This is a genomic window from Halomonas sp. SpR8 (genome assembly GCF_031010195.1).
Classification (GTDB): domain Bacteria; phylum Pseudomonadota; class Gammaproteobacteria; order Pseudomonadales; family Halomonadaceae; genus Vreelandella.
In genome coordinates this window covers 22,056-41,606 of sequence record NZ_JAUAMC010000005.1, presented here as the reverse complement: position 1 = coordinate 41,606, position 19,551 = coordinate 22,056, and the positions used below count along the sequence as shown (strand labels likewise).

The window sequence follows — 19,551 nt, the reverse complement described above, 5'->3', positions numbered from 1 at the left end:
TGCTGTGCGCAAATCTCTGTGATGTTTCTTTTCTTGATCAGGCTGCAGCATGAAATCACTTCTGAACACCTCCTCTACGCGAACCTCTGAAGACGCTTTTCAGCTGCGCTGTGGGCGCCATCTTCTTGATCTGTCGTTTCCGCGCGTGATGGGTATACTCAACGTGACCCCGGACTCTTTTTCCGATGGTGGGCAGCACGTGGCGTTGGATGACGCCTTACGCCATGCCGAGCGTATGTTGGCTGAAGGGGCCGCGATGATTGATGTGGGCGGAGAGTCTACTCGCCCTGGCGCGTTGCCGGTTAGCCCGCAGGAAGAACTGGACCGTGTCGCTCCCGTAGTAGAAACCTTGGTGCGCGAGTTGGATGCGCTGGTCTCGGTGGATACCAGTTGCCCGACCGTGATGCGTGAAGCGGGAGGGCTAGGGGCTGGAATGATTAACGATGTGCGCGCATTAGAACGCGAAGGAGCCTTGCTGGCGGCGGTCGGCAGTGGTCTGCCCGTCTGCTTGATGCATCGCCAGGGCGAGCCGCAGGATATGCAGCAGTCGCCTGCGTATGAGCGCCCGATTGAGGAAGAGGTGGCGGACTATTTAGCGCGCCGAGTTAGCGAGTGTGAAGCGGCTGGGCTTCGTCGTAACCGACTATTGATCGACCCTGGCTTTGGCTTCGGCAAAACCGTTGAACACAATCTACGCTTATTAAAATACATGGAGGCGTTACAGTCACTGGAGCTTCCATTGCTGGTAGGGATGTCACGCAAGAGCATGATTGGTAAGGTGCTAGGTCGCCCGGTGGAGGAGCGTCTCTCCGGAGGTTTGGCGCTTGCTGCTATGGCGGTAGAGCGTGGGGCAAATATTCTGCGCGTGCATGATGTTGCTGCAACGGTCGATGCAGTCAATATGGCGTGGGCGGTACTACAAGAAGGCTGCGAGCCGCCGCTTAATAAGGAGTCAGATGTATGACAAGGCGCTATTTTGGTACGGATGGTATCCGTGGTACGGTGGGAAAGTCGCCTATTACCGCCGATTTTATGCTCAAATTAGGCTGGGCGGCAGGGCAAGTGCTGCGCCGTGATAAAGGCCGAACGCGGGTGCTGATCGGTAAAGATACGCGTATCTCCGGCTATATGTTTGAATCCGCCTTAGAGGCTGGGCTTTCGGCAGCAGGCGTCGATGTGTCGCTATTGGGGCCAATGCCGACGCCAGGCATTGCTTACCTAACGCGTACGTTTCGCGCCGATGCGGGCATTGTTATTTCGGCGTCGCATAATCCGTTTGACGACAACGGCATCAAGTTTTTCTCTGCTGAGGGTAAAAAGCTGCCCGATGAAACGGAAGACCGTATCGAGGCGATGCTTGAAGCCCCGCTGACCACCGCTGAAGCCGCTCAGTTAGGTAAAGCAACTCGTATTGACGACGCCGCAGGCCGTTATATCGAATTTTGTAAGTCGACGCTGCCTGATCGGCTTAGCCTGCACGGCCTTAAAATCGTCTTGGATTGTGCCCATGGCGCTACGTACCATATTGCACCGAACGTTTTTCGCGAGCTGGGGGCTGACGTCACCACGATTGGCGCCTCTCCCGATGGGCTAAACATTAATCAGCAGGTGGGCTCGACGCACCCAGCCGCACTGCGTGCCGCGGTGATTCAGCAAAATGCTGATTTGGGAATCGCCTTTGATGGCGATGGCGACCGAGTGTTGCTGGTAGACGGCGACGGGCGTGAAGTCGACGGTGACGATATTCTCTATCTGATTGCCCGCGATCGCCACGAGCGGGGGCTGCTTGGCGGTGGCGTTGTTGGTACGTTGATGTCTAATTTTGGTTTGTCGATGGCGCTTGATAAGCTGGGTATTCCCTTTGAGCGCGCCAAAGTAGGTGACCGCTTTGTGATGGAGCGCATGGCTGCCAACAGTTGGGAGCTAGGTGGCGAATCGTCAGGGCATATTGTATGCGGTCATGTGCAGACCACTGGCGATGGTATAGTCTCGGCGTTACAGGTGTTGGCGCTAATGATGCGCGAGCAGAAGAGTTTGCCGACGCTGCTTAAAGAGCTGGAAAAAGTGCCCCAGGCACTCATTAATGTACGATTGCCTGCCAATGCCAGCGCTAAGGAAGTAATGGAGTCGGCACCGCTCCAGCAAGCAGTGGCTGCACTAGAGCATGAGTTAGGCGATGAGGGGAGAGTGCTGTTACGACCCTCCGGCACCGAGCCGCTGATTCGTGTGATGGTGGAAGGCCGCGCTCATTTGGATGTAGATCAATTGGCACGTACCTTGGCTGGCCAGGTACAGGCTCTGCTTGGTTAGGCTTGGCCAATAATCTTGCGCGACAAACCAAGCCTATGCTTGTAACAGCGGTTGTCTTGACAAGGCCGCTCCTATACCATTTCGCTCCACCTTGAGTGAGGAGAGTCGATGCGTACCCCCTTAATCGCCGGCAACTGGAAAATGAATGGTTCCGTGGCGCTGATCAATGAGTTCGGTCAGGCTTTCTCTGCTGCCGTATCGCCAGCGAACGTGGATATCGTTATTATTCCGCCGTTCCCCTATTTAGATGCGGCGCGCCATGCGTTTGAAGGTGCGGGGCTGTCGTTGGGCGCGCAAACGCTGAACCCCATTCACTCTGGGGCGCATACCGGTGAAGTCAGTGGCCGCATGCTTAAAGAGTTTACTGTTTCCCATGTGTTAGTGGGTCACTCAGAGCGGCGTCAGCTCTATAAAGAGAGTGATGAACAGATCTTTGCGCGCCTGCTGGCTGCATTGAGCGTGGATATCATGCCTATCCTCTGTGTGGGTGAATCTTTAGAAGAGCGCGATGCGGGTCGCACCATGGAAGTGGTGCTTCGCCAAGTTGGATATGTGATGTCTCGCCTAGAGCCAGAGCAGCGCAAGCAGGTAGTTATTGCCTACGAGCCTGTTTGGGCTATTGGCACGGGTCGCACGGCGACGCCTGAACAAGCCCAGGACGTGATGGCAGGCATTCGTGCCTACCAAGCGGGTTTCGATGCGGTGCTAGCAGAGCAGTTGCGATTGCTCTACGGCGGCAGCATGAATGCAAGCAATGCGGCTGAGCTGCTTGCTCAGCCGGATATCGACGGCGGTCTAGTGGGCGGAGCCTCACTTAAGATCGATGATTTTTACGCCATTTGTCAGTCAGCAGGATAACGCCATGCAAGTTGCAATTCTTATGATCCATGTGGTGATTGCGATCGCCCTGGTGGTACTCATTCTGCTTCAGCAGGGTAAAGGCGCCGAAGCCGGTGCTGCCTTTGGGGGCGGTGCGTCCCAGACAGTGTTCGGTTCACGAGGCAGCGGCAACTTTTTGTCACGCACTACGGCTATTTTGGCGGCGTGCTTTTTCGCCACTTCAATGGCGTTGGCCTACTTTGCGACCCAGGCCGGCCAAGCACCGGAAGCTGGTATTCCCGACTCGCGCTTGATCGAGCAACAGCAAAGCGTCCCGACGCTTGACGATAGGCCTGCGGATGTGGATAATACCGCGCCAGTGCTAGAGGAAAGCAGCGACTAACAAGCAGTTAATGAGTGGTAGTCAGTTAATGAGTAGTAGTGACTGAGTTAGTTGTTAACGAGTTAGTAGCTGTGATTTTTTAGTCTCCCCTGATGCCGAAGTGGTGGAATTGGTAGACACGCTATCTTGAGGGGGTAGTGACCGTATGGTCGTGCGGGTTCAAGTCCCGCCTTCGGCACCATCTGTTTTGTTGGCTTGTCAACGTCTCAGAGTTTTTTCGTAATGAAAGCTAGGTTTGATACCTGAGTCGATAAAGACAGTTTACGTAAGTAGAGCAAGTAGTTCTTGACGTAAGCAGCATAAGTGTCTATTATCTTCGACCTAGATTGATGCGGGGTGGAGCAGTCTGGTAGCTCGTCGGGCTCATAACCCGAAGGTCATCGGTTCAAATCCGGTCCCCGCTACCATTACGTAGAAATGGTACTTAAGGTTTCTTTTAAAAAGCCCCTTCCAGTGAAGGGGCTTTTTGTTAGCAGCTTTTGGTTAGTCAGCACATTGCGGTAACGCCTTTTTTGGCTAACGCGAGTATTTAAATAGCGGATGTCATCCGGATAACCGGAGGCACATTTCCGAGTAACGCCAATCAGCCACCTAGCTTTTCTAATAACTCCTGGCCAGGTGCCTGATGCAACGGCTGTAGGAGCTTTGTCTGTGGCCACTAAACACGCTGCGCTTCACGCGCTGATTGAACCTGTCGTAGCCGCCATGGGCTTTGAACTGTGGGGCATCGACCATCTTTCCCAGGGCAAAAATTCGCGGCTGGTGATTTATATCGAGCGCGAAAGTGGTGTCAGCGTCGAAGACTGCGCAGATATAAGCCGCCAAGTCAGTGCTGTAATGGATGTAGAAGACCCGATTGCCGGTGAGTACCGGTTGGAAGTCTCCTCACCAGGCATGGCACGTCCCTTGTATTCCCTGGATCAGTTTACCCGCTTTCAAGGTCATCACGTCGCGCTCAAACTGCGTACTGCCTTTGACGGGCGGCGCAAGTATCAAGGGCTGCTTGTGGGTGTTGAGGGAGATGAAGTGCTGTTGCAGTTGGATGGCGAAGAGTACTGCTTTCCGATTGAGAGTATTGATTCTGCTCACATTGTACCGCAGTTCGATAATTGACCGAGTGGCGGCGCTGCCGGCAGGCTGCCGGGGTGATGTACATAAGGATAGGTTTTCTGGCGAGGCATACGCATGAGTAAAGAAATTTTAATGGTCGTTGACGCGATCTCCAATGAGAAGGGCGTCCCACGTGATGTCATCTTCGAAGCGGTTGAAGCCGCTCTTGCGAGCGCGTCACGCAAGCGTTTTGAAAAAGAAGAAGCCAATGTTCGCGTGCATATTGACCGTCGCACCGGCGATTACGAAACCTTCCGTTTCTGGACTGTCGTAGAAGACGACGAATTTGAAACGCCAGATTACGAGATCAAAGAGACTATCGCCGAGCAGCGCGATCCGCCGTTGAAGCTAGGCGATGTGGTCGAAAAAAGCATCGAAAATGCATCATTTGGCCGTATTGCTGCGCAAACCGCTAAACAGGTCATCGTGCAGAAAGTCCGTGAAGCCGAGCGAGCTGAAGTGGTGCGCCAATATGCCGACCGCGAAGGCGAACTGGTGGCTGGGATTGTCAAGAAGACCACTCGCGATGGCCTGATCATTGATTTGGGTGAAAATGCTGAAGCGTTTTTGCCCCGCAATGAAATGATTCATGGCGAGCGTTACCGCATGAACGAAAGGGTACGCGCGCTGTTGGTCAAGGTGGATCCAGATGCACGCGGTGCACAGCTTCAGCTATCGCGGACGTGTCCCGAGCTGATAATCGAGCTGTTCAAAATTGAAGTGCCCGAGATAGCCGAGCAGTTGATTGAGATTAAAGGCGCGGCGCGTGACCCCGGTTCGCGCGCCAAAATTGCCGTCAAAACCAATGACCGCCGTATCGACCCTGTCGGTGCGTGCGTGGGCATGCGCGGTTCGCGCGTTCAAGCGGTCTCTTCTGAGCTGCAAAACGAACGGGTTGATATTGTGCTTTGGGACGACAATCCTGCCCAGTTGGTCATCAACGCCATGGCGCCCGCCGGCGTTGGGTCTATTCTAGTTGACGAAGATGCCCATGCGATGGATGTCGCTGTGGCACAAGACAATCTAGCTCAGGCCATTGGACGTAGCGGTCAGAACGTGCGTTTGGCCTCAGAACTTACCGGCTGGCGTATTAATGTCATGACCGAAGAGGAAGCTGAGTCTAAGCGCGATCAAGAAATTGATAGCCTGGTTGACTCTTTTGTCCAGCACCTTGAAGTGGATGAAGATGTAGCCCGCCTGTTAGTGGAAGAGGGGTTTACAACCCTGGAAGAAGTCGCCTACGTGCCGCTGGAAGAAATGCTAGAAATCGAAGAGTTCGATGAGGACTTGGTAGAAGAGCTACGTGCACGAGCGAAAGACGAGCTGCTGACGATGGCCATTGCCTCGGAAGAAGCGCTGGACGGCGCCCAACCAGCAGTTGATCTGTTGGAGATGGATGGCATGGAGCGCCACCTGGCCTTCATTCTGGCCAGCCGCGGCATTGTCACTATGGAAGATCTCGCCGAGCAGTCAGTCGACGATCTGGTCGATATCGAGGAGTTGGACGAAGCGCGCGCAGCGGCACTGATCATGACTGCCCGTGCGCCCTGGTTTGAAGACGAAGACGTATCGGATTCGAACACACAGTAAACAGGTCACGGGCTGAGGAGGGTCAATATGTCAGATATGACAGTTAAAGATTTCGCAGTAAAGGTGGGCCGTGATGTGCCTCGCCTACTAGAGCAAATGAAAGAAGCGGGTTTAAAGCACGCCTCTGAAGGCGATGCTGTGTCTGAAGAAGATAAGCAGAAGCTGCTAAGTTTCCTGAAGAAAAGTCACGGCGGCAGCGACGCTGGCGATACGGGCAAAAACCGCATCACGCTGACGCGTAAAACCCGTAGCCGTATCAATACTGGCGAGCGCGGTAAAACCATCGAAGTGCAGGTACGTAAGAAGAAAACCTACGTAAAAAGCGCTGAAGATGAGAAGCCGAAAGCGCCAGAACCTAGCTACACCGGCCCGCGCCAGCTTGTGGGCGATATGGCAGAAGCCGAAGCCGAGCGTAAAGTAACGGATGCGCGTGAAGCAGAGGAAAAAGCCGCTGCTCAGAAAGCCCGTGCTGCTCAGGTAGCTGAAGCGACCGCGCGTAGCAATAAAGAAGCTGAAAGCGCGGCGCGTAGTAAGAAAGAGGCTGCATCAGCGCCAAAAGCCGCCAAAGCGCCTGCTAAGCCTGATGTGCAAGTGCCTAATCTTGAAATCGACGACACGCCGTCCGGTGAAGATATGCCGCCAGCGCCGCCGAAAGAGGGCCGTACTGACCGTCGTACCGCGCCGCCCAAGAAGGCTGCTGCGGCGAAGGCCAAGGGCCGTCGTGACGATGACGATCGCGGTGATCGTGAAGAGCGTAAGCGCGGTGGCGGCGGTAAGAAGGTAAAACGTGCCGAGCAGCGTCGCGGTGGTCGCCGTGGTGGCAACCAGACCGGCAATGGCAAGCACGCTTTCCAGAAGCCGACTCAGCCAATCGTGCGTGAAGTATCGATCCCTGAATCTATCAGCGTGGCGGAATTGGCCGACAAAATGTCGATCAAAGCCAACGAAGTGATCAAGGCCATGTTTAACATGGGCGCAGCGGTGACCATCAACCAGACCATCGATCAGGATACGGCTGCGATCGTGGTGGAAGAGATGGGCCATACCGCGAAGCTGGTGAAAGATGACGCGCTGGAAACGGAAATGCTTGAAGGCATCTCCTACGAAGGCGAAGAGATCACCCGCTCGCCCGTTGTTACCGTTATGGGTCACGTTGACCACGGTAAAACATCGCTGCTTGATTACATCCGTAAAGCGAAAGTGGCGACCGGTGAAGCCGGTGGTATTACTCAGCATATCGGTGCCTACCACGTGGAAGATAACCACGGTGGCGTTACCTTCCTGGATACCCCCGGCCATGCGGCGTTTACCGCTATGCGTGCCCGTGGTGCCAAGGCGACGGACGTGGTGATTCTGGTGGTCGCAGCGGATGATGGCGTAATGCCGCAGACCGTTGAGGCGATTGAACACTCTAAAGCTGCCGAAGTCCCCATGGTCGTGGCGATCAATAAAATCGATAAAGATGGTATTGATCTTGACCGTATCAAAAATGAGCTTTCGCAGCACGGCGTTATCTCGGAAGAGTGGGGCGGTGACACTCAGTTTGTTCACGTCTCAGCGCATACCGGGGAAGGTATTGAAGAGCTGTTGGAAGCGATCCAGCTGGTCTCTGAAGTGCTTGAGCTTAAGGCCGTACCGGAAGCGCCAGGTAAAGGCGTGGTGGTTGAATCGCGTCTTGATAAAGGTCGTGGTCCCGTTGCTACCGTATTGGTTCAGAACGGCACGCTGAAGAAAGGCGATATCGTTCTTGCGGGCCTGCACTACGGTCGCGTGCGTGCGCTGACCAACGAACTTGCTCAGCAAGTGGATGAGGTCGGCCCGGCGATGCCGGTCGAGATTCAAGGCTTGGGCGGTACGCCGGATGCCGGTGATGACTTTATGGTTGTGGCCGACGAGAAGAAAGCCCGCGAAGTGGCTAACTTCCGTCAAGGCAAATACCGTGAAGTGCGCTTGGCACGTCAGCAGAAGGCCAAACTGGAGAACATGTTCAGCCAGATGGGTCAAGACGAAGTGGCCAAGGTCAATATCGTCCTCAAAGCCGACGTGCAAGGCTCGCTGGAAGCGATCAAAGGCGCCCTGGAAGAGCTCTCCACGGATGAAGTCGAAGTGGCTGTGGTCTCCTCTGGCGTGGGTGGTATCACCGGTACCGATGCCAACTTGGCGCTTGCTTCAGAAGCCATCGTGGTTGGCTTTAACGTCCGTGCTGACGCCGCTGCCCGTGAGATTGTTGAGCGCGAAGGCCTGGATCTACGCTACTACAGCGTCATCTACCACTTGATCGACGAGGTCAAGCAGGCGATGAGCGGTATGCTCGCCCCTGAGTGGAAAGAAGAGATCGTCGGTATTGCTGAAGTGCGCGATGTATTCCGTGCGCCGAAGATTGGTGCCATCGCCGGTTGTATGGTCATCGAAGGCAACGTGCATCGTAATAAGAAGATCCGCGTATTGCGTGATGACGTGGTGATTTACGAAGGCGAGCTCGAATCGCTGCGCCGCTTCAAAGACGATGTACAGGAAGTGCGCAACGGCATGGAGTGTGGCATCGGCGTGAAGAACTACAACGATGTCCAAGTCGGCGATAAGATCGAAGTCTTCGACCAAGTGAAGGTCGAGCGTAGCCTGTAAGGCTGCGAGGAGCTAAACATGCGCGAATTTAAGCGTACCGACCGGGTAGCCGACCAGCTCCAAAAGGAGCTGGCGGTACTTATTCAACGCGAAGTGAAAGACCCGCGTTTAGGCATGGTCACGGTTAGCGGTGTCACTGTTAGTCGTGATCTTGGTTACTCCGATGTCTATGTCACGCTGTTGGGTGAGCAAGAACCCGAGCGTATTAAAGAAAACCTGCAGGTGCTTAAACGTGCCGCCGGTTTTCTAAGAAGCCAGATTGCTAAGCGCATTAAACTTCGTCACGTGCCAGAACTACGCTTCCACTTCGATGAGAGCGTGGTGCGCGGTCAGCAACTCTCTTCACTAATTGATGAAGCGGTCACCACTGATCGAGCGCGTCATCAGGATGAAGAGGGCGATACCGGGCAGAGCGAGGAAACGCGCTAGTGGCGCGTCAACGTCGCGGTTTGCCGGTCAATGGCGTACTGCTGTTGGATAAACCCAAGGGGCTTTCCAGCAATCATGCACTGCAGCGTGTTCGTCGGCTGTTCCAGGCCCAAAAAGCCGGGCATACCGGCACGCTAGATCCAATGGCCACCGGCTTGTTGCCGATTTGCCTCGGCGAAGCGACCAAGTTCTCATCGCACTTGCTGGAAGCCGACAAGGTGTATCGCACCCGGATAGAACTGGGGGTGATCACCGATACGGGCGATGCGGAAGGCACGATTATTGAGCAGCATGAAGTCCCTAGCCTAAGCGTCGATGACGTGGAGGCTGTGCTCACCCGCTTTCGTGGTGAGATTGACCAAGTGCCGCCCATGTATTCGGCGCTGAAGCATCAGGGCAAGAAGCTTTACGAGCTGGCTCGGGAAGGCAAGCAGGTAGAACGTGCAGCCAGGCGAGTAAGCGTGTATGATGCGCGCCTGCTTTCGTTTGAAAGGACCGCGTTTGAGCTGGAAGTAAGCTGCAGTAAAGGCACTTACATCCGCACGTTAGCAGAAGATATTGGCCAGACACTCGGCTGTGGTGCGCATATCAGTCAACTAAGAAGGCTCAAAACGGGGCCTTTTTTAGCCGATGCGATGTGGACGCTAGAGGCCTTGGAAGCATTGTCAGACCAAGCGGCACTGGAAGCTGAGCTAATGCCAGCGGACGTGCTGGTAGATCATTTACCGTCGTTGACGGTAGACGATGCTGCCCACAGCCGTTTGGCCCACGGTCAGTCTGCCAATCTGACGACCGGCACGTTAGCGCCGGATGCGTTAGCCCGACTTTATTACGCCGAGACGTTTATCGGCCTTGGCGTAGTGAAAGGTGCTCAGGAAGTGGCGCCTAAGCGGCTGTTAAGTACCGTCGCTATCTCGTAAACAGCGTTGCAAGGATGCAGCTGTCTGCGCGAAAACAGTTAGTAGAGATTAGCTAGTAGGATTGAGCTAATAGAAACTAGCTAGTAAAAAATAGCAGCTTGAGACTGCAAATATGCGTGGTCTCACCCATTCATTTTTAGGCATATTGCTTACTGGAGATACAGATGGCTTTAACCGCTGAGAAGAAGGCCGAGATCGTCACCGAATACGGCCGCGGCGATAACGATACCGGTTCCCCTGAAGTGCAAGTTGCCCTGCTGAGCGCCAACATTAATGGCCTGCAGGATCACTTCAAGACCAACAAACAGGATCACCACTCTCGTCGTGGCCTGATCCGCATGGTTAACCAGCGTCGCAAACTGCTGGATTACCTAAAGCGTAAAGATTTCGAACGCTATCAGTCCCTGATTCAGCGTTTAGGTCTACGCCGCTAAGCATTAACGGCTACGATTAGAAACGGGCAGCTCCTTGTGAGCTGCCCGTTTTGCGTTGGACTGCACAGTATTGATAATGCGCTTTAGTGTGCGGTTTCCCGCACATAAGTAGATGTCTGCCTGTGTGGAAAACCCATCATCAGCTGGAGTGCAGTATTCAACTTTTGTAGTAGTTTGTCTTTTTAATTATTTGAAATACAAGAGTAAAGCCAGAGAGGGAGTGAAATTTGCAGAAGTCTGTGTGAAGTGCCTGTGAAGTTCCGAGATGTCTGTACACGATACACCTCGGATTTTCACAAAACGATTCTCACAAACAGTTCCAGGATGGAAACAATATCAATGAAAACGTCCTTCGCCAGAATGAGCATTCTCACCATGGCCGCGCTGCTACCTGCATATGCGATGGCCGATGTTGAACCCCAGCTTGATGCCCTCAAATCCCCGAACCCAAAGCAGTTGCTTTACGTTGGCAATAGCTACCAATATTACAACAATAGTCTACACAACTACGTAAAGCGTATGGTGGCAGCCGCTCAGCCGGATATAGCAGAACAACTGAACAGCAAGTCCGTGACTATTTCGGGTGCTTATCTGTCGCAACATGAAGTAAAAAATTATCTGTTCCCAGATGCTTTAGGTTTACCTGATCCTTATGACGCTGTCGTTTTGCAAGGTCATAGCAGCGCGGCTCTGACAGACGAGAAGCGCCAGATGTTTCATGATGCTGTTATGCGACACCATCAAGCCATTGAGGCGACAGGAGCAGAGACCGTGCTCTACATGACGCCTGCCTACAGCGAAGACCACGATGGTTATGACCCCGGCATGATCGACAAGATCGATGATTTATATACGACGGTCGGCAATGAGATTGGTGCCCTGGTTATCCCGGTCGGTCTTGCGTTCAAAAACGCCTATGAGCAGCGCCCAGAGTTAGCTTTGCATGTTGACTACGATGGTAGTCACCCCACCCCTGAGGGCACTTACTTAGCCGCGGCTACAGTGTTTGCCGCGCTCTACGACACCTCTGTCGTCGGTAACCCCTACACCTATTACGAGCGAATCAACGAGGACGACGCTGCCTTTCTACAACAGGTCGCCGAAGATACGGTGATGGAGTACTACAGTCGCTAGGCGACAGCACCATAGCCTTATTTAGTGAGATATCTATATCTGAGTGTGCCTGCTTCTCGCTCGTACTGTCGGCAGCTAGTGGATTCGTGCGGGCTAGCTAAGCAGGTGCTTGTCAGAAGCTTTCTGGTAGGGCTGTCCAAATCTTAATAAATAGAATAAGAGAGAAAGAAATGAGAATTTTGTGGTTCACACTAATGGTGCTGTGCCTGCCATTACCAGCGGTCGCCGCCAGTGAGCGTGTAGCAGGTATGGAAGAAGGCGCTGGACACTATATCTTCAACGATCCGGCGACACAGCAGGACGTCAGTGTTTATTACTACCAGCCGAATAACTATACGGCTAATACGCCAGTGGTGCTCGTACTGCACGGATTACGACGAGACGCGAAAGAGTATCGTGATAGCTGGGCGGAGTATGCCGAACGGGAGGGGCTGATGGTGTTGGTTCCCCGGTTCAGTTCTGAGGCTTATCCCGGTGGCAACGGCTTCAACCTGGGGAATGTCTTCCGAGCCACCTCGGCCGAGGAGGAGCGAGGCTTCTCTAGACTAGAGCAGATGAATCCTCCGGAGCAGTGGGTCTTCACTTTAATCGAGCGCGTGTTTGCTGACTTCAGATCCGCTCGTAGCAACAGTAACCGTGAGACCTACTATCTATATGGTCACGGAGCCGGTGCGCAGGTGGCCCACCGTTTCGCCATGTTTATGCCGGAGTCGCATGCGGAAGAGATCATCATCGGCGCGGCGGGTTGGTACACGATGCCGGATGAGTCGATTGCGTGGCCATATGGAACAGGCGGTGTGCCAATGCTGGACGCCACTGCGATCAAAGCTTTTCTTGCTCAGCCGATGTTACTGCTGGCAGGGGGGGCGGATACCGCAACGCTTCATACCGTCATGCGTCAGACGCCCGAGGCCAATGCCCAAGGTGCGACACGAGTGGAGCGGACTCGCTACTACTATGAATTTGGTAAGCGCCAGGCCCAATCTTTGAGCACGGAGTTCAATTGGCGGCACTGGGTTTTACCCGGCGTGACACATAGCCCTGGTCAGATGACGCCCTTTGCGGCTCGCTATATTGCATCGCGAGCACGTTAATTGTGCCGCTAATGCTTTGGATAAACATAATACGATCCTTAAGGCTTAGAGAATAATCATGCTAAAACATAATAATTCAGGCCGCAGTGTCATGCTGTCTGCCGTCACCCTGGGGGCACTAGCACTACCTGCTTTCAGCGGAAGTGTGTTAGCCAGTGACGCGACGTCGGCTGAACTTGCTGAGCTAATTGAGCGCCAATCCGAAATGCTGGCTCGTCAGGCGCAGCAACTTGAGGTCATGCAGGCCCGCTTAGGACAACTGGAATCTCGAGATGGCATAGATAGTGCCGCTCCTATTCAATCTGTGGAGGATCAAGGCGTAACTCCATCGGTAAGAAGAATGTCGAGTGCTTCGGCGTCACAAAGCACTGCGCCCACTGCCTCTAGCGATAGAGCGGCCATTGAAGAACTGCAGAGCCAAGTGTCATTGTTGGAGGCAGCACAGACGGATCAGTCACGTATCGACTGGTCGGGCGGTGGGCCTGAGTTCATCAGTGCTGATGGTAGCCGGCGCCTGAAGATCGGCGGGCGATTACAGTATGACGCCTCAACCACCAGCGGTTCGGCATTTGACGACAGCGACAACGATCGCAATATTAGGGGTACGACGGCGCGACGACTGCAACTGGACATTGCGGGGAAAATGTCTGAGCGCATCGGCTATAAGCTTGGTTATGACCTGGCGGGCAACGGGGTCAGCATGCGCGATGCTTATGTTTCAAGCTTGTTCAACTGGGGTGATGAAGATGTCGTGCTCTACCTCGGTAACAAGTACGACGATCGCTCATTGGATGGGGCAACCTCGTCTAATAATACTTGGTTTATGGAGCGCAACTTCGTCAGTGGCGCCATTGCTCCAGACCGCGGTTCATACGGACTGGGGCTTAAGGGCAAAATCTACGGCGACAGTCGCGACTGGCATGCGTCCTTCGCCGTGACCAATGGCAGGCTTGGCGATGACACCGACCGTTCAGATACCACCACCTTGATGGCACGGGCCCACTGGAACCCATGGTATAGCGGTACGGATATGGTTCATCTTGGCAGTTGGGGGTTCTACGAGGATTTTGATCGCAGCGATACGACCGTGTTCAAAAATATCAATGCCGCTGATAATTTCAATGACAATGTCGCCATTCGCAGCCGTGCCATCAGCGATCCGGAGTCGAGCAGTGCGTATGGGCTTGAACTTGCAACTTCGCTGGGCTCGTTTGCCGCTGCGGCCGAGTATGGGCAGCGAACCGTGGATCAGCGTGACTCCGCAGGCGGTGAAACCATGAGTTATGACGCCTGGGGGGTTCAGGCTAGCTACTTCCTGACCGGCGAGCGTCATGGCTATTCTCGCAAATCAGGTTTCTGGCGCCTGCCTGACGTTAATGACTCAGTTTCATCAGGGGGGCTTGGTGCTTTTCAGCTCGCCGCCCGTTATCAGGAACTGGACTTCTACGATGCGCCAGATTACCCAGGTGGCGACGGTAATGCGAGTACACTGGGCCTGAACTGGTATCCGAACGGTTGGTCGCGGGTCATGCTCGACTATACGCACTGGAATACTGACAATCGTACCGGCGACTTCAAGGGGCCAGATGACGGCGATACGCTATCCGCGCGGTTACAGGTGGTATTCTGATGGTAAGCGCCGGTTGACATTAGGCATAAATCAGCACGGGCAGCTCCGAAGGAGTTGCCCGTTTTTTTTGTGTTTCGCCGTCACTAAAGTGGGAACAGGTAGCCCTATCGCGCTCCAGCGCCTAGAATGGTAACGAGTCAAAACGACATAAACGAATAGACAAGTAGATATTGATAATGCTGAAGGAAGTCGCTGTGAATCCGGTAAAGAAAACGTTCCAGTACGGTCGTAGCACCGTCACGCTCGAAACCGGGCGTATTGCTCGCCAAGCAACCGGCGCTGTCATGGTTACCATGGATGACACCGTCGTGCTGTGTACCGTTGTCGCTCGTAAAGAGGCCAACCCGAGCCAACCCTTTTTCCCGCTCTCGGTTCACTACCAAGAGAAAACCTACGCAGTGGGTAAAATTCCCGGCGGCTTCTTCAAGCGCGAAGGGCGCCCTACCGAGAAAGAGACGCTAACCTCGCGGCTGATTGATCGTCCGATCCGTCCGCTGTTTCCCAAAGGCTTTATGAACGAAGTACAGGTAATCTGTACCGTTTTATCGACCGATCGCAATCACGACCCAGATGTCGCGGCGATGCTGGGCACCTCCGCAGCGCTATCGATTTCGGGCGTACCGTTCAGCGGTCCGATTGGCTGCGCGCGCGTTGGCTTTAACGAAGAGAAAGGCTACTTCCTGAACCCGACCGTCGAAGAACTGAAGAACTCCGAACTGGATATGGTGGTCGCCGGTACCGATAAAGCCGTATTAATGGTGGAATCTGAAGCCCAAGAGCTGCTCGAAGACGAAATGCTCGGTGCCGTGCTGTTTGGCCATCAGGAAATGCAGGTCGCCATCAGCGCGATTAACGAATTGGTTGCTGAAGCCGGTAAGCCACGCTGGGACTGGCAGCCCCCGGAAGAGAACCAAGCGCTTAAAGCCGCCATGGCCGATGCTTTCGAAGCCAAAGTCGGTGAAGCCTATCGGATTACCGATAAAATGGCCCGTCAAGATGCGCTGTCGGCATTGAAGGACGAGGCGGTGGCTCTGCTGGTCGCTGCCGAGGGAGAAGGGGCTGAAGGTAAATTTGCCAAGGATGATGTCAAAGGTGCGTTCGCGAGCCTTGAAAAGCGAGTGGTTCGCTCGCGTGTCGTAAAAGGCGAGCCACGCATCGATGGTCGTGACAACCAAACCGTTCGTCCGCTGTCCATTGAGGTGGGTACTCTGCCCAAAACCCATGGCTCCGCTATCTTCACCCGCGGCGAAACCCAGGCGATTGCTATTGCAACCTTGGGGACGTTGCGTGATTCGCAGCTAATCGAATCGCTGGAAGGTGAACGCAAAGACCGCTTTATGCTGCACTATAACTTCCCTCCCTACTGCGTGGGCGAAGCGGGCTTTTTTGGCGGGCCGAAGCGTCGCGAAATCGGCCACGGCCGTTTAGCACGCCGTGGCGTCCAGGCAATGCTGCCGTCAGAAGACACATTTCCCTACACTATTCGTGTAGTCTCGGAAATCACCGAGTCTAACGGCTCAAGCTCGATGGCCTCTGTGTGTGGCTCGTCGCTTGCCTTGATGGACGCAGGCGTACCGCTAAAAGCACCGGTGGCGGGTATTGCCATGGGCTTGGTGAAAGATGAAGACGGCTTCGCGGTACTGACCGATATCCTGGGTGACGAAGATCACCTTGGCGATATGGACTTTAAAGTGGCCGGTTCCGAAGAGGGTGTTACCGCCCTGCAGATGGACATCAAGATCGAGGGCATCAACGAAGAGATTATGGAGCTTGCGCTGCAGCAAGCCCTTACCGCGCGTCTGAGTATTCTTGAGCAGATGAATGTGGTGATCAGCCAGAGCCGTAGCGATGTCTCTGACAACGCGCCGTCCATGGCGACGATCAAAATTGATCCCGACAAGATCCGTGATGTCATCGGTAAAGGTGGCGCGACGATTCGCAAAATTTGCGAAGACACCGGCGCTTCCGTCGATCTGGATGACGACGGCACCGTAAGAATCTACGCGGAAGACAAAGCCGCCGCCAAGCGTGCCATTGATACCGTTCTGGCAATTACTGCTGAAGCGGAAATCGGCAAGCTGTATATGGGCAAGGTGGTACGCATTGCCGACTTCGGCGCATTCGTTAACATCATGCCGGGTACCGACGGCCTGGTACATATCTCGCAGATTGTTGCCGAGCGCGTAAATAACGTGCGCGACTTCTTGAACGAAGGCGATGACGTGATCGTTAAAGTGCTCGATATCGATAACCGCAACCGCGTGAAGCTGTCGATGAAAGAGATCAGTGAAGAAGAGAAAGCCGCTTTTGCAGCAGAAACAGCGGAAACCGAAGCTACGATTTAAACAGAATGATTTAAAGCGAGTGATTTAAATCGTTAGTTAGGTTTCTGGTACCGCCCTCGTAGCCCCGGCTGCGGGGGCGGTGTTGTTTTTGAGCTTTGATCGTTAGGTATTTAAAGAATCAGGGAGTCATCTGCAATGGATCAGGATCAAGCGCCGCGCTGGTGGGCGGTGGTGGCCGTGATGATCGGCATTTTTTTATTGGTGACCGCAGAACAGCTGCCGATTGGCTTATTGTCCCAGGTTGCTTCATCGATGGGCGTTACCCCAGGCATGGCGGGCTTAATGGTGACGGTGCCTGGCGTGGTTGCTGCCTTCTCAGCCCCGCTGCTACCCGTCGCGGTGGGGCGCCTGGATAGGCGCATCATGCTCACGTTATTAATGGTAGTCATGGTAGTAGGCAGCGTGCTCTCGGCGCTGGCAAGCAGCTTTATCCTTCTGCTTGCCGCCCGAGTGCTAGTAGGCCTAAGTATTGGTGGATTTTGGGCGGTGGCCGGCAGTATTGCCCCGCGCTTGGTGCCTGAGGCGAAAGTGCCCAAAGCGATGACGATGATTTTTGGTGGCGTTGCGGCGGCCTCGGTGCTTGGCGTGCCACTGGGCACGCTGCTGGGGGATATTAGCAACTGGCGGGTGGCCTTTGGCGCGCTGGGCGGTTTTAGCCTGTTAACGGCCATTGCGCTGTGGCGTTGGCTGCCGCCTTTGCCACCACGTGAACCGGTGCGCCTACGGGTACTGGCGCAGCAATTTAGCAACCGTGGCGTACGGGTGGCGGTGTTGACCACGGGCTTTGTGGTGGTCGGCCATTTTGCCGCTTACACCTTTATTAGCCCCATTCTGCAAGAGATTAGTGGTATCTCCCAGCGCCATGTAGGTAGCCTGCTGCTGCTTTATGGGGCGGCGGGCATTATGGGCAATATAGCGGCGGGCATGTTTGCCGGGCGCCACCCGTACCGTGCGGTACTGGCGATTCCCAGCCTGCTGTTTATCGTTGTGGCCGCGTTCCCGATGCTGGGTATTCAACCGAGCAGTGGCGTATTACTGCTAATGGCTTGGGGTGCCGTGTTCGGCAGCGTATCGGTGAGCATTCAAACCTGGATTTTGCGCACCGCGCCCAATACCGAAGCCGCCACGGCGTTGATGGCGTTTATCTTCAATATGTCGATTGGCCTAGGCGCCATGCTGGGCGGACGTGTCGTTGACGGCACTAGCTTACCTATCGCGATGTGGGCCGCATCGGGCTTATTTCTACTGGGGATGCTGCTAGTGCTAAGCACGCCAGCGAAGGTGGTAGGTGAAAAGTCACGTTGACCAAATACACGTTAAAAAAAGCCCCCGTAACGGGGGCTCTGGTTAGGCGTGAACCTCAGTGGATAATTAAGGGCGCTCAATCGCTAGCGCTACACCCTGGCCACCGCCGATACATAGCGTCGCGAGGCCTTTTTTGGCATCGCGGGCGATCATTTCGTGGAGCAGGGTGACTAGTACGCGACAGCCGGAGGCGCCGATGGGATGACCCAGAGCAATGGCGCCGCCGTTGACGTTGACCTTGCTGACATCCCAGCCGAGCTCTTTGTTAACTGAGAGGGCCTGGGCGGCGAAGGCTTCATTGGCTTCCACCAGATCCAGGTCATCCAGGCTCCAGCCGGCTTTTTCCAAGCAGCGGCGGGTGGCCGGTGCGGGGCCGATACCCATGATGGCGGGGTCAACCCCTGCGTTGGAGTAAGCGGCGATGCGCGCCAGTGGCTCTAGCCCCAACTGCTTGGCTTTTTCAGCAGAGCAGAGCATGACCACCGCCGCACCGTCGTTGAGGGCAGAGGCGTTACCAGCGGTAACGGTGCCGTCTTTCTTAAACGCGGGGCGCATGCCGCCGAGTTTTTCAGCGGTGACTTCGCGAGGATTCTCGTCGGTGTCGAATACCACCGGGTCGCCTTTGCGCTGGGGAATTTCCACTGGGACGATTTGGCCTTTGAATTTACCCTCTCTAATCGCCGCCGCAGCTTTCTGCTGCGACGCCGCAGCGAACTCATCCATCGCTTCGCGGGTGATGGCGTACTTCTCGGCTAGGTTCTCGGCGGTGATGCCCATATGGTAATTATTGAACGCATCCCAAAGGCCGTCGTGCACCATGGAATCAATCGCCTTCCAGTCACCCATGCGTTGGCCATTGCGCGAGTTGGGCAGCACGTGTGGTGAGGCCGACATGTTCTCCTGGCCACCTGCCAAAATCAGCTCGGCATCGCCGCAGCGAATGGCCTGGGTGGCGAGATGCAGCGCTTTCAGGCCCGAGCCACACACTTTATTGATCGTCATGGCCGGTACCGAGTCTGGCAGGCCACCTTTGATTGCTGCCTGACGTGCCGGGTTTTGACCAACGCCTGCGGTGAGCACCTGACCCAGCAGCACTTCATCAACTTGGTCGGGGCTAACGCCGGTTGAAGCGAGGATATCTTTAATCACCAAGGCGCCCAGGTCGCTCGCTGGAATACCTGCGAGGGATCCACCGAAAGCGCCTACAGCGGTGCGGCGTGCCGCAACAATGACTACTTCTTGCATAAAATGACTCCTGGAGTAATTAACAGACAGTCTGAAGCCAGATGCCCGATAGGCGTGCTCTGTTAGCCGTACTCTTTTAGTCGTGCTCTGTCAGCCGTCTCTTCAGCATAGGGGAAGGTGGTGCGTTGCGGCAATAAACCTTTATGGGCAAATAAAAA

Annotated in this window: 16 protein-coding genes and 2 tRNA genes; 17 read left to right on the top strand and 1 reads right to left on the bottom strand. The window is 54.8% G+C overall.

Going from position 1 to position 19,551, the window contains the following annotated elements:
- The first annotated feature begins 49 nt into the window (after positions 1-49).
- The 17 genes from folP (at position 50) to QT230_RS11110 (ending at position 18,148) form a co-directional block, all read left to right on the top strand.
- On the top strand, positions 50-964 hold the full coding sequence (gene folP / locus QT230_RS11190) for a dihydropteroate synthase (protein WP_308321855.1): 915 nt from the start codon (positions 50-52) through the stop codon (positions 962-964).
- Positions 961-2,310, top strand: a complete 1,350-nt coding sequence (glmM, locus tag QT230_RS11185) for a phosphoglucosamine mutase (protein WP_308321853.1) — start codon at positions 961-963, stop codon at positions 2,308-2,310. The genes folP and glmM overlap by 4 nt, the downstream gene beginning before the upstream one ends.
- 108 nt (positions 2,311-2,418) lie before the next feature.
- Positions 2,419-3,168, top strand: coding sequence for a triose-phosphate isomerase (tpiA, locus tag QT230_RS11180; protein ID WP_308321852.1), 750 nt, complete (start codon positions 2,419-2,421; stop codon positions 3,166-3,168).
- 4 nt (positions 3,169-3,172) lie between these two features.
- On the top strand, positions 3,173-3,532 hold the full coding sequence (gene secG, locus QT230_RS11175) for a preprotein translocase subunit SecG (protein ID WP_308321851.1): 360 nt from the start codon (positions 3,173-3,175) through the stop codon (positions 3,530-3,532).
- 94 nt (positions 3,533-3,626) lie between these two features.
- Positions 3,627-3,713 (top strand) — tRNA-Leu (locus QT230_RS11170).
- Between the two features lie 149 nt (positions 3,714-3,862).
- A tRNA-Met gene (locus QT230_RS11165) sits at positions 3,863-3,939 on the top strand.
- A gap of 244 nt (positions 3,940-4,183) precedes the next feature.
- Positions 4,184-4,645, top strand: coding sequence for a ribosome maturation factor RimP (rimP, locus tag QT230_RS11160; protein ID WP_308321849.1), 462 nt, complete (start codon positions 4,184-4,186; stop codon positions 4,643-4,645).
- A gap of 72 nt (positions 4,646-4,717) precedes the next feature.
- Positions 4,718-6,232, top strand: a complete 1,515-nt coding sequence (gene nusA, locus QT230_RS11155) for a transcription termination factor NusA (protein ID WP_308321848.1) — start codon at positions 4,718-4,720, stop codon at positions 6,230-6,232.
- Between the two features lie 27 nt (positions 6,233-6,259).
- Positions 6,260-8,857 (top strand): translation initiation factor IF-2, encoded by a 2,598-nt coding sequence (gene infB / locus QT230_RS11150; protein ID WP_308321847.1) that lies wholly within the window; start codon positions 6,260-6,262, stop codon positions 8,855-8,857.
- Between the two features lie 18 nt (positions 8,858-8,875).
- On the top strand, positions 8,876-9,286 hold the full coding sequence (rbfA, locus tag QT230_RS11145; protein ID WP_308321846.1) for a 30S ribosome-binding factor RbfA: 411 nt from the start codon (positions 8,876-8,878) through the stop codon (positions 9,284-9,286).
- Positions 9,286-10,206, top strand: coding sequence for a tRNA pseudouridine(55) synthase TruB (gene truB / locus QT230_RS11140; RefSeq protein WP_308321845.1), 921 nt, complete (start codon positions 9,286-9,288; stop codon positions 10,204-10,206). Before rbfA ends, truB begins: the two co-directional genes overlap by 1 nt.
- Positions 10,207-10,370: 164 nt before the next feature.
- Positions 10,371-10,640 carry a 30S ribosomal protein S15 gene (rpsO, locus tag QT230_RS11135; RefSeq protein WP_007111823.1) on the top strand — a complete coding sequence of 90 codons (270 nt, stop codon included), beginning with the start codon at positions 10,371-10,373 and terminating at the stop codon, positions 10,638-10,640.
- Positions 10,641-10,979: 339 nt separating this feature from the next.
- Positions 10,980-11,774 carry a DUF4886 domain-containing protein gene (locus QT230_RS11130; protein ID WP_308321838.1) on the top strand — a complete coding sequence of 265 codons (795 nt, stop codon included), beginning with the start codon at positions 10,980-10,982 and terminating at the stop codon, positions 11,772-11,774.
- A gap of 170 nt (positions 11,775-11,944) precedes the next feature.
- The gene (locus QT230_RS11125) at positions 11,945-12,868 is read left to right on the top strand and encodes a hypothetical protein (protein ID WP_308321837.1); all 924 of its coding nucleotides are present in this window, start codon (positions 11,945-11,947) and stop codon (positions 12,866-12,868) included.
- A 58-nt stretch (positions 12,869-12,926) separates the two neighbouring features.
- The gene (locus QT230_RS11120) at positions 12,927-14,498 is read left to right on the top strand and encodes a porin (RefSeq protein ID WP_308321835.1); all 1,572 of its coding nucleotides are present in this window, start codon (positions 12,927-12,929) and stop codon (positions 14,496-14,498) included.
- Positions 14,499-14,674: 176 nt separating this feature from the next.
- Positions 14,675-16,843 carry a polyribonucleotide nucleotidyltransferase gene (gene pnp / locus QT230_RS11115; protein ID WP_308321834.1) on the top strand — a complete coding sequence of 723 codons (2,169 nt, stop codon included), beginning with the start codon at positions 14,675-14,677 and terminating at the stop codon, positions 16,841-16,843.
- Between the two features lie 135 nt (positions 16,844-16,978).
- On the top strand, positions 16,979-18,148 hold the full coding sequence (locus QT230_RS11110; protein ID WP_308321833.1) for an MFS transporter: 1,170 nt from the start codon (positions 16,979-16,981) through the stop codon (positions 18,146-18,148).
- A 66-nt stretch (positions 18,149-18,214) separates the two neighbouring features.
- Here the strand turns inward: QT230_RS11110 and QT230_RS11105 are convergent, their stop codons facing one another.
- Entirely contained in the window at positions 18,215-19,393 is a 1,179-nt protein-coding gene (locus QT230_RS11105; protein WP_308321832.1) for an acetyl-CoA C-acetyltransferase, read from the bottom strand.
- Positions 19,394-19,551 lie beyond the last annotated feature (158 nt).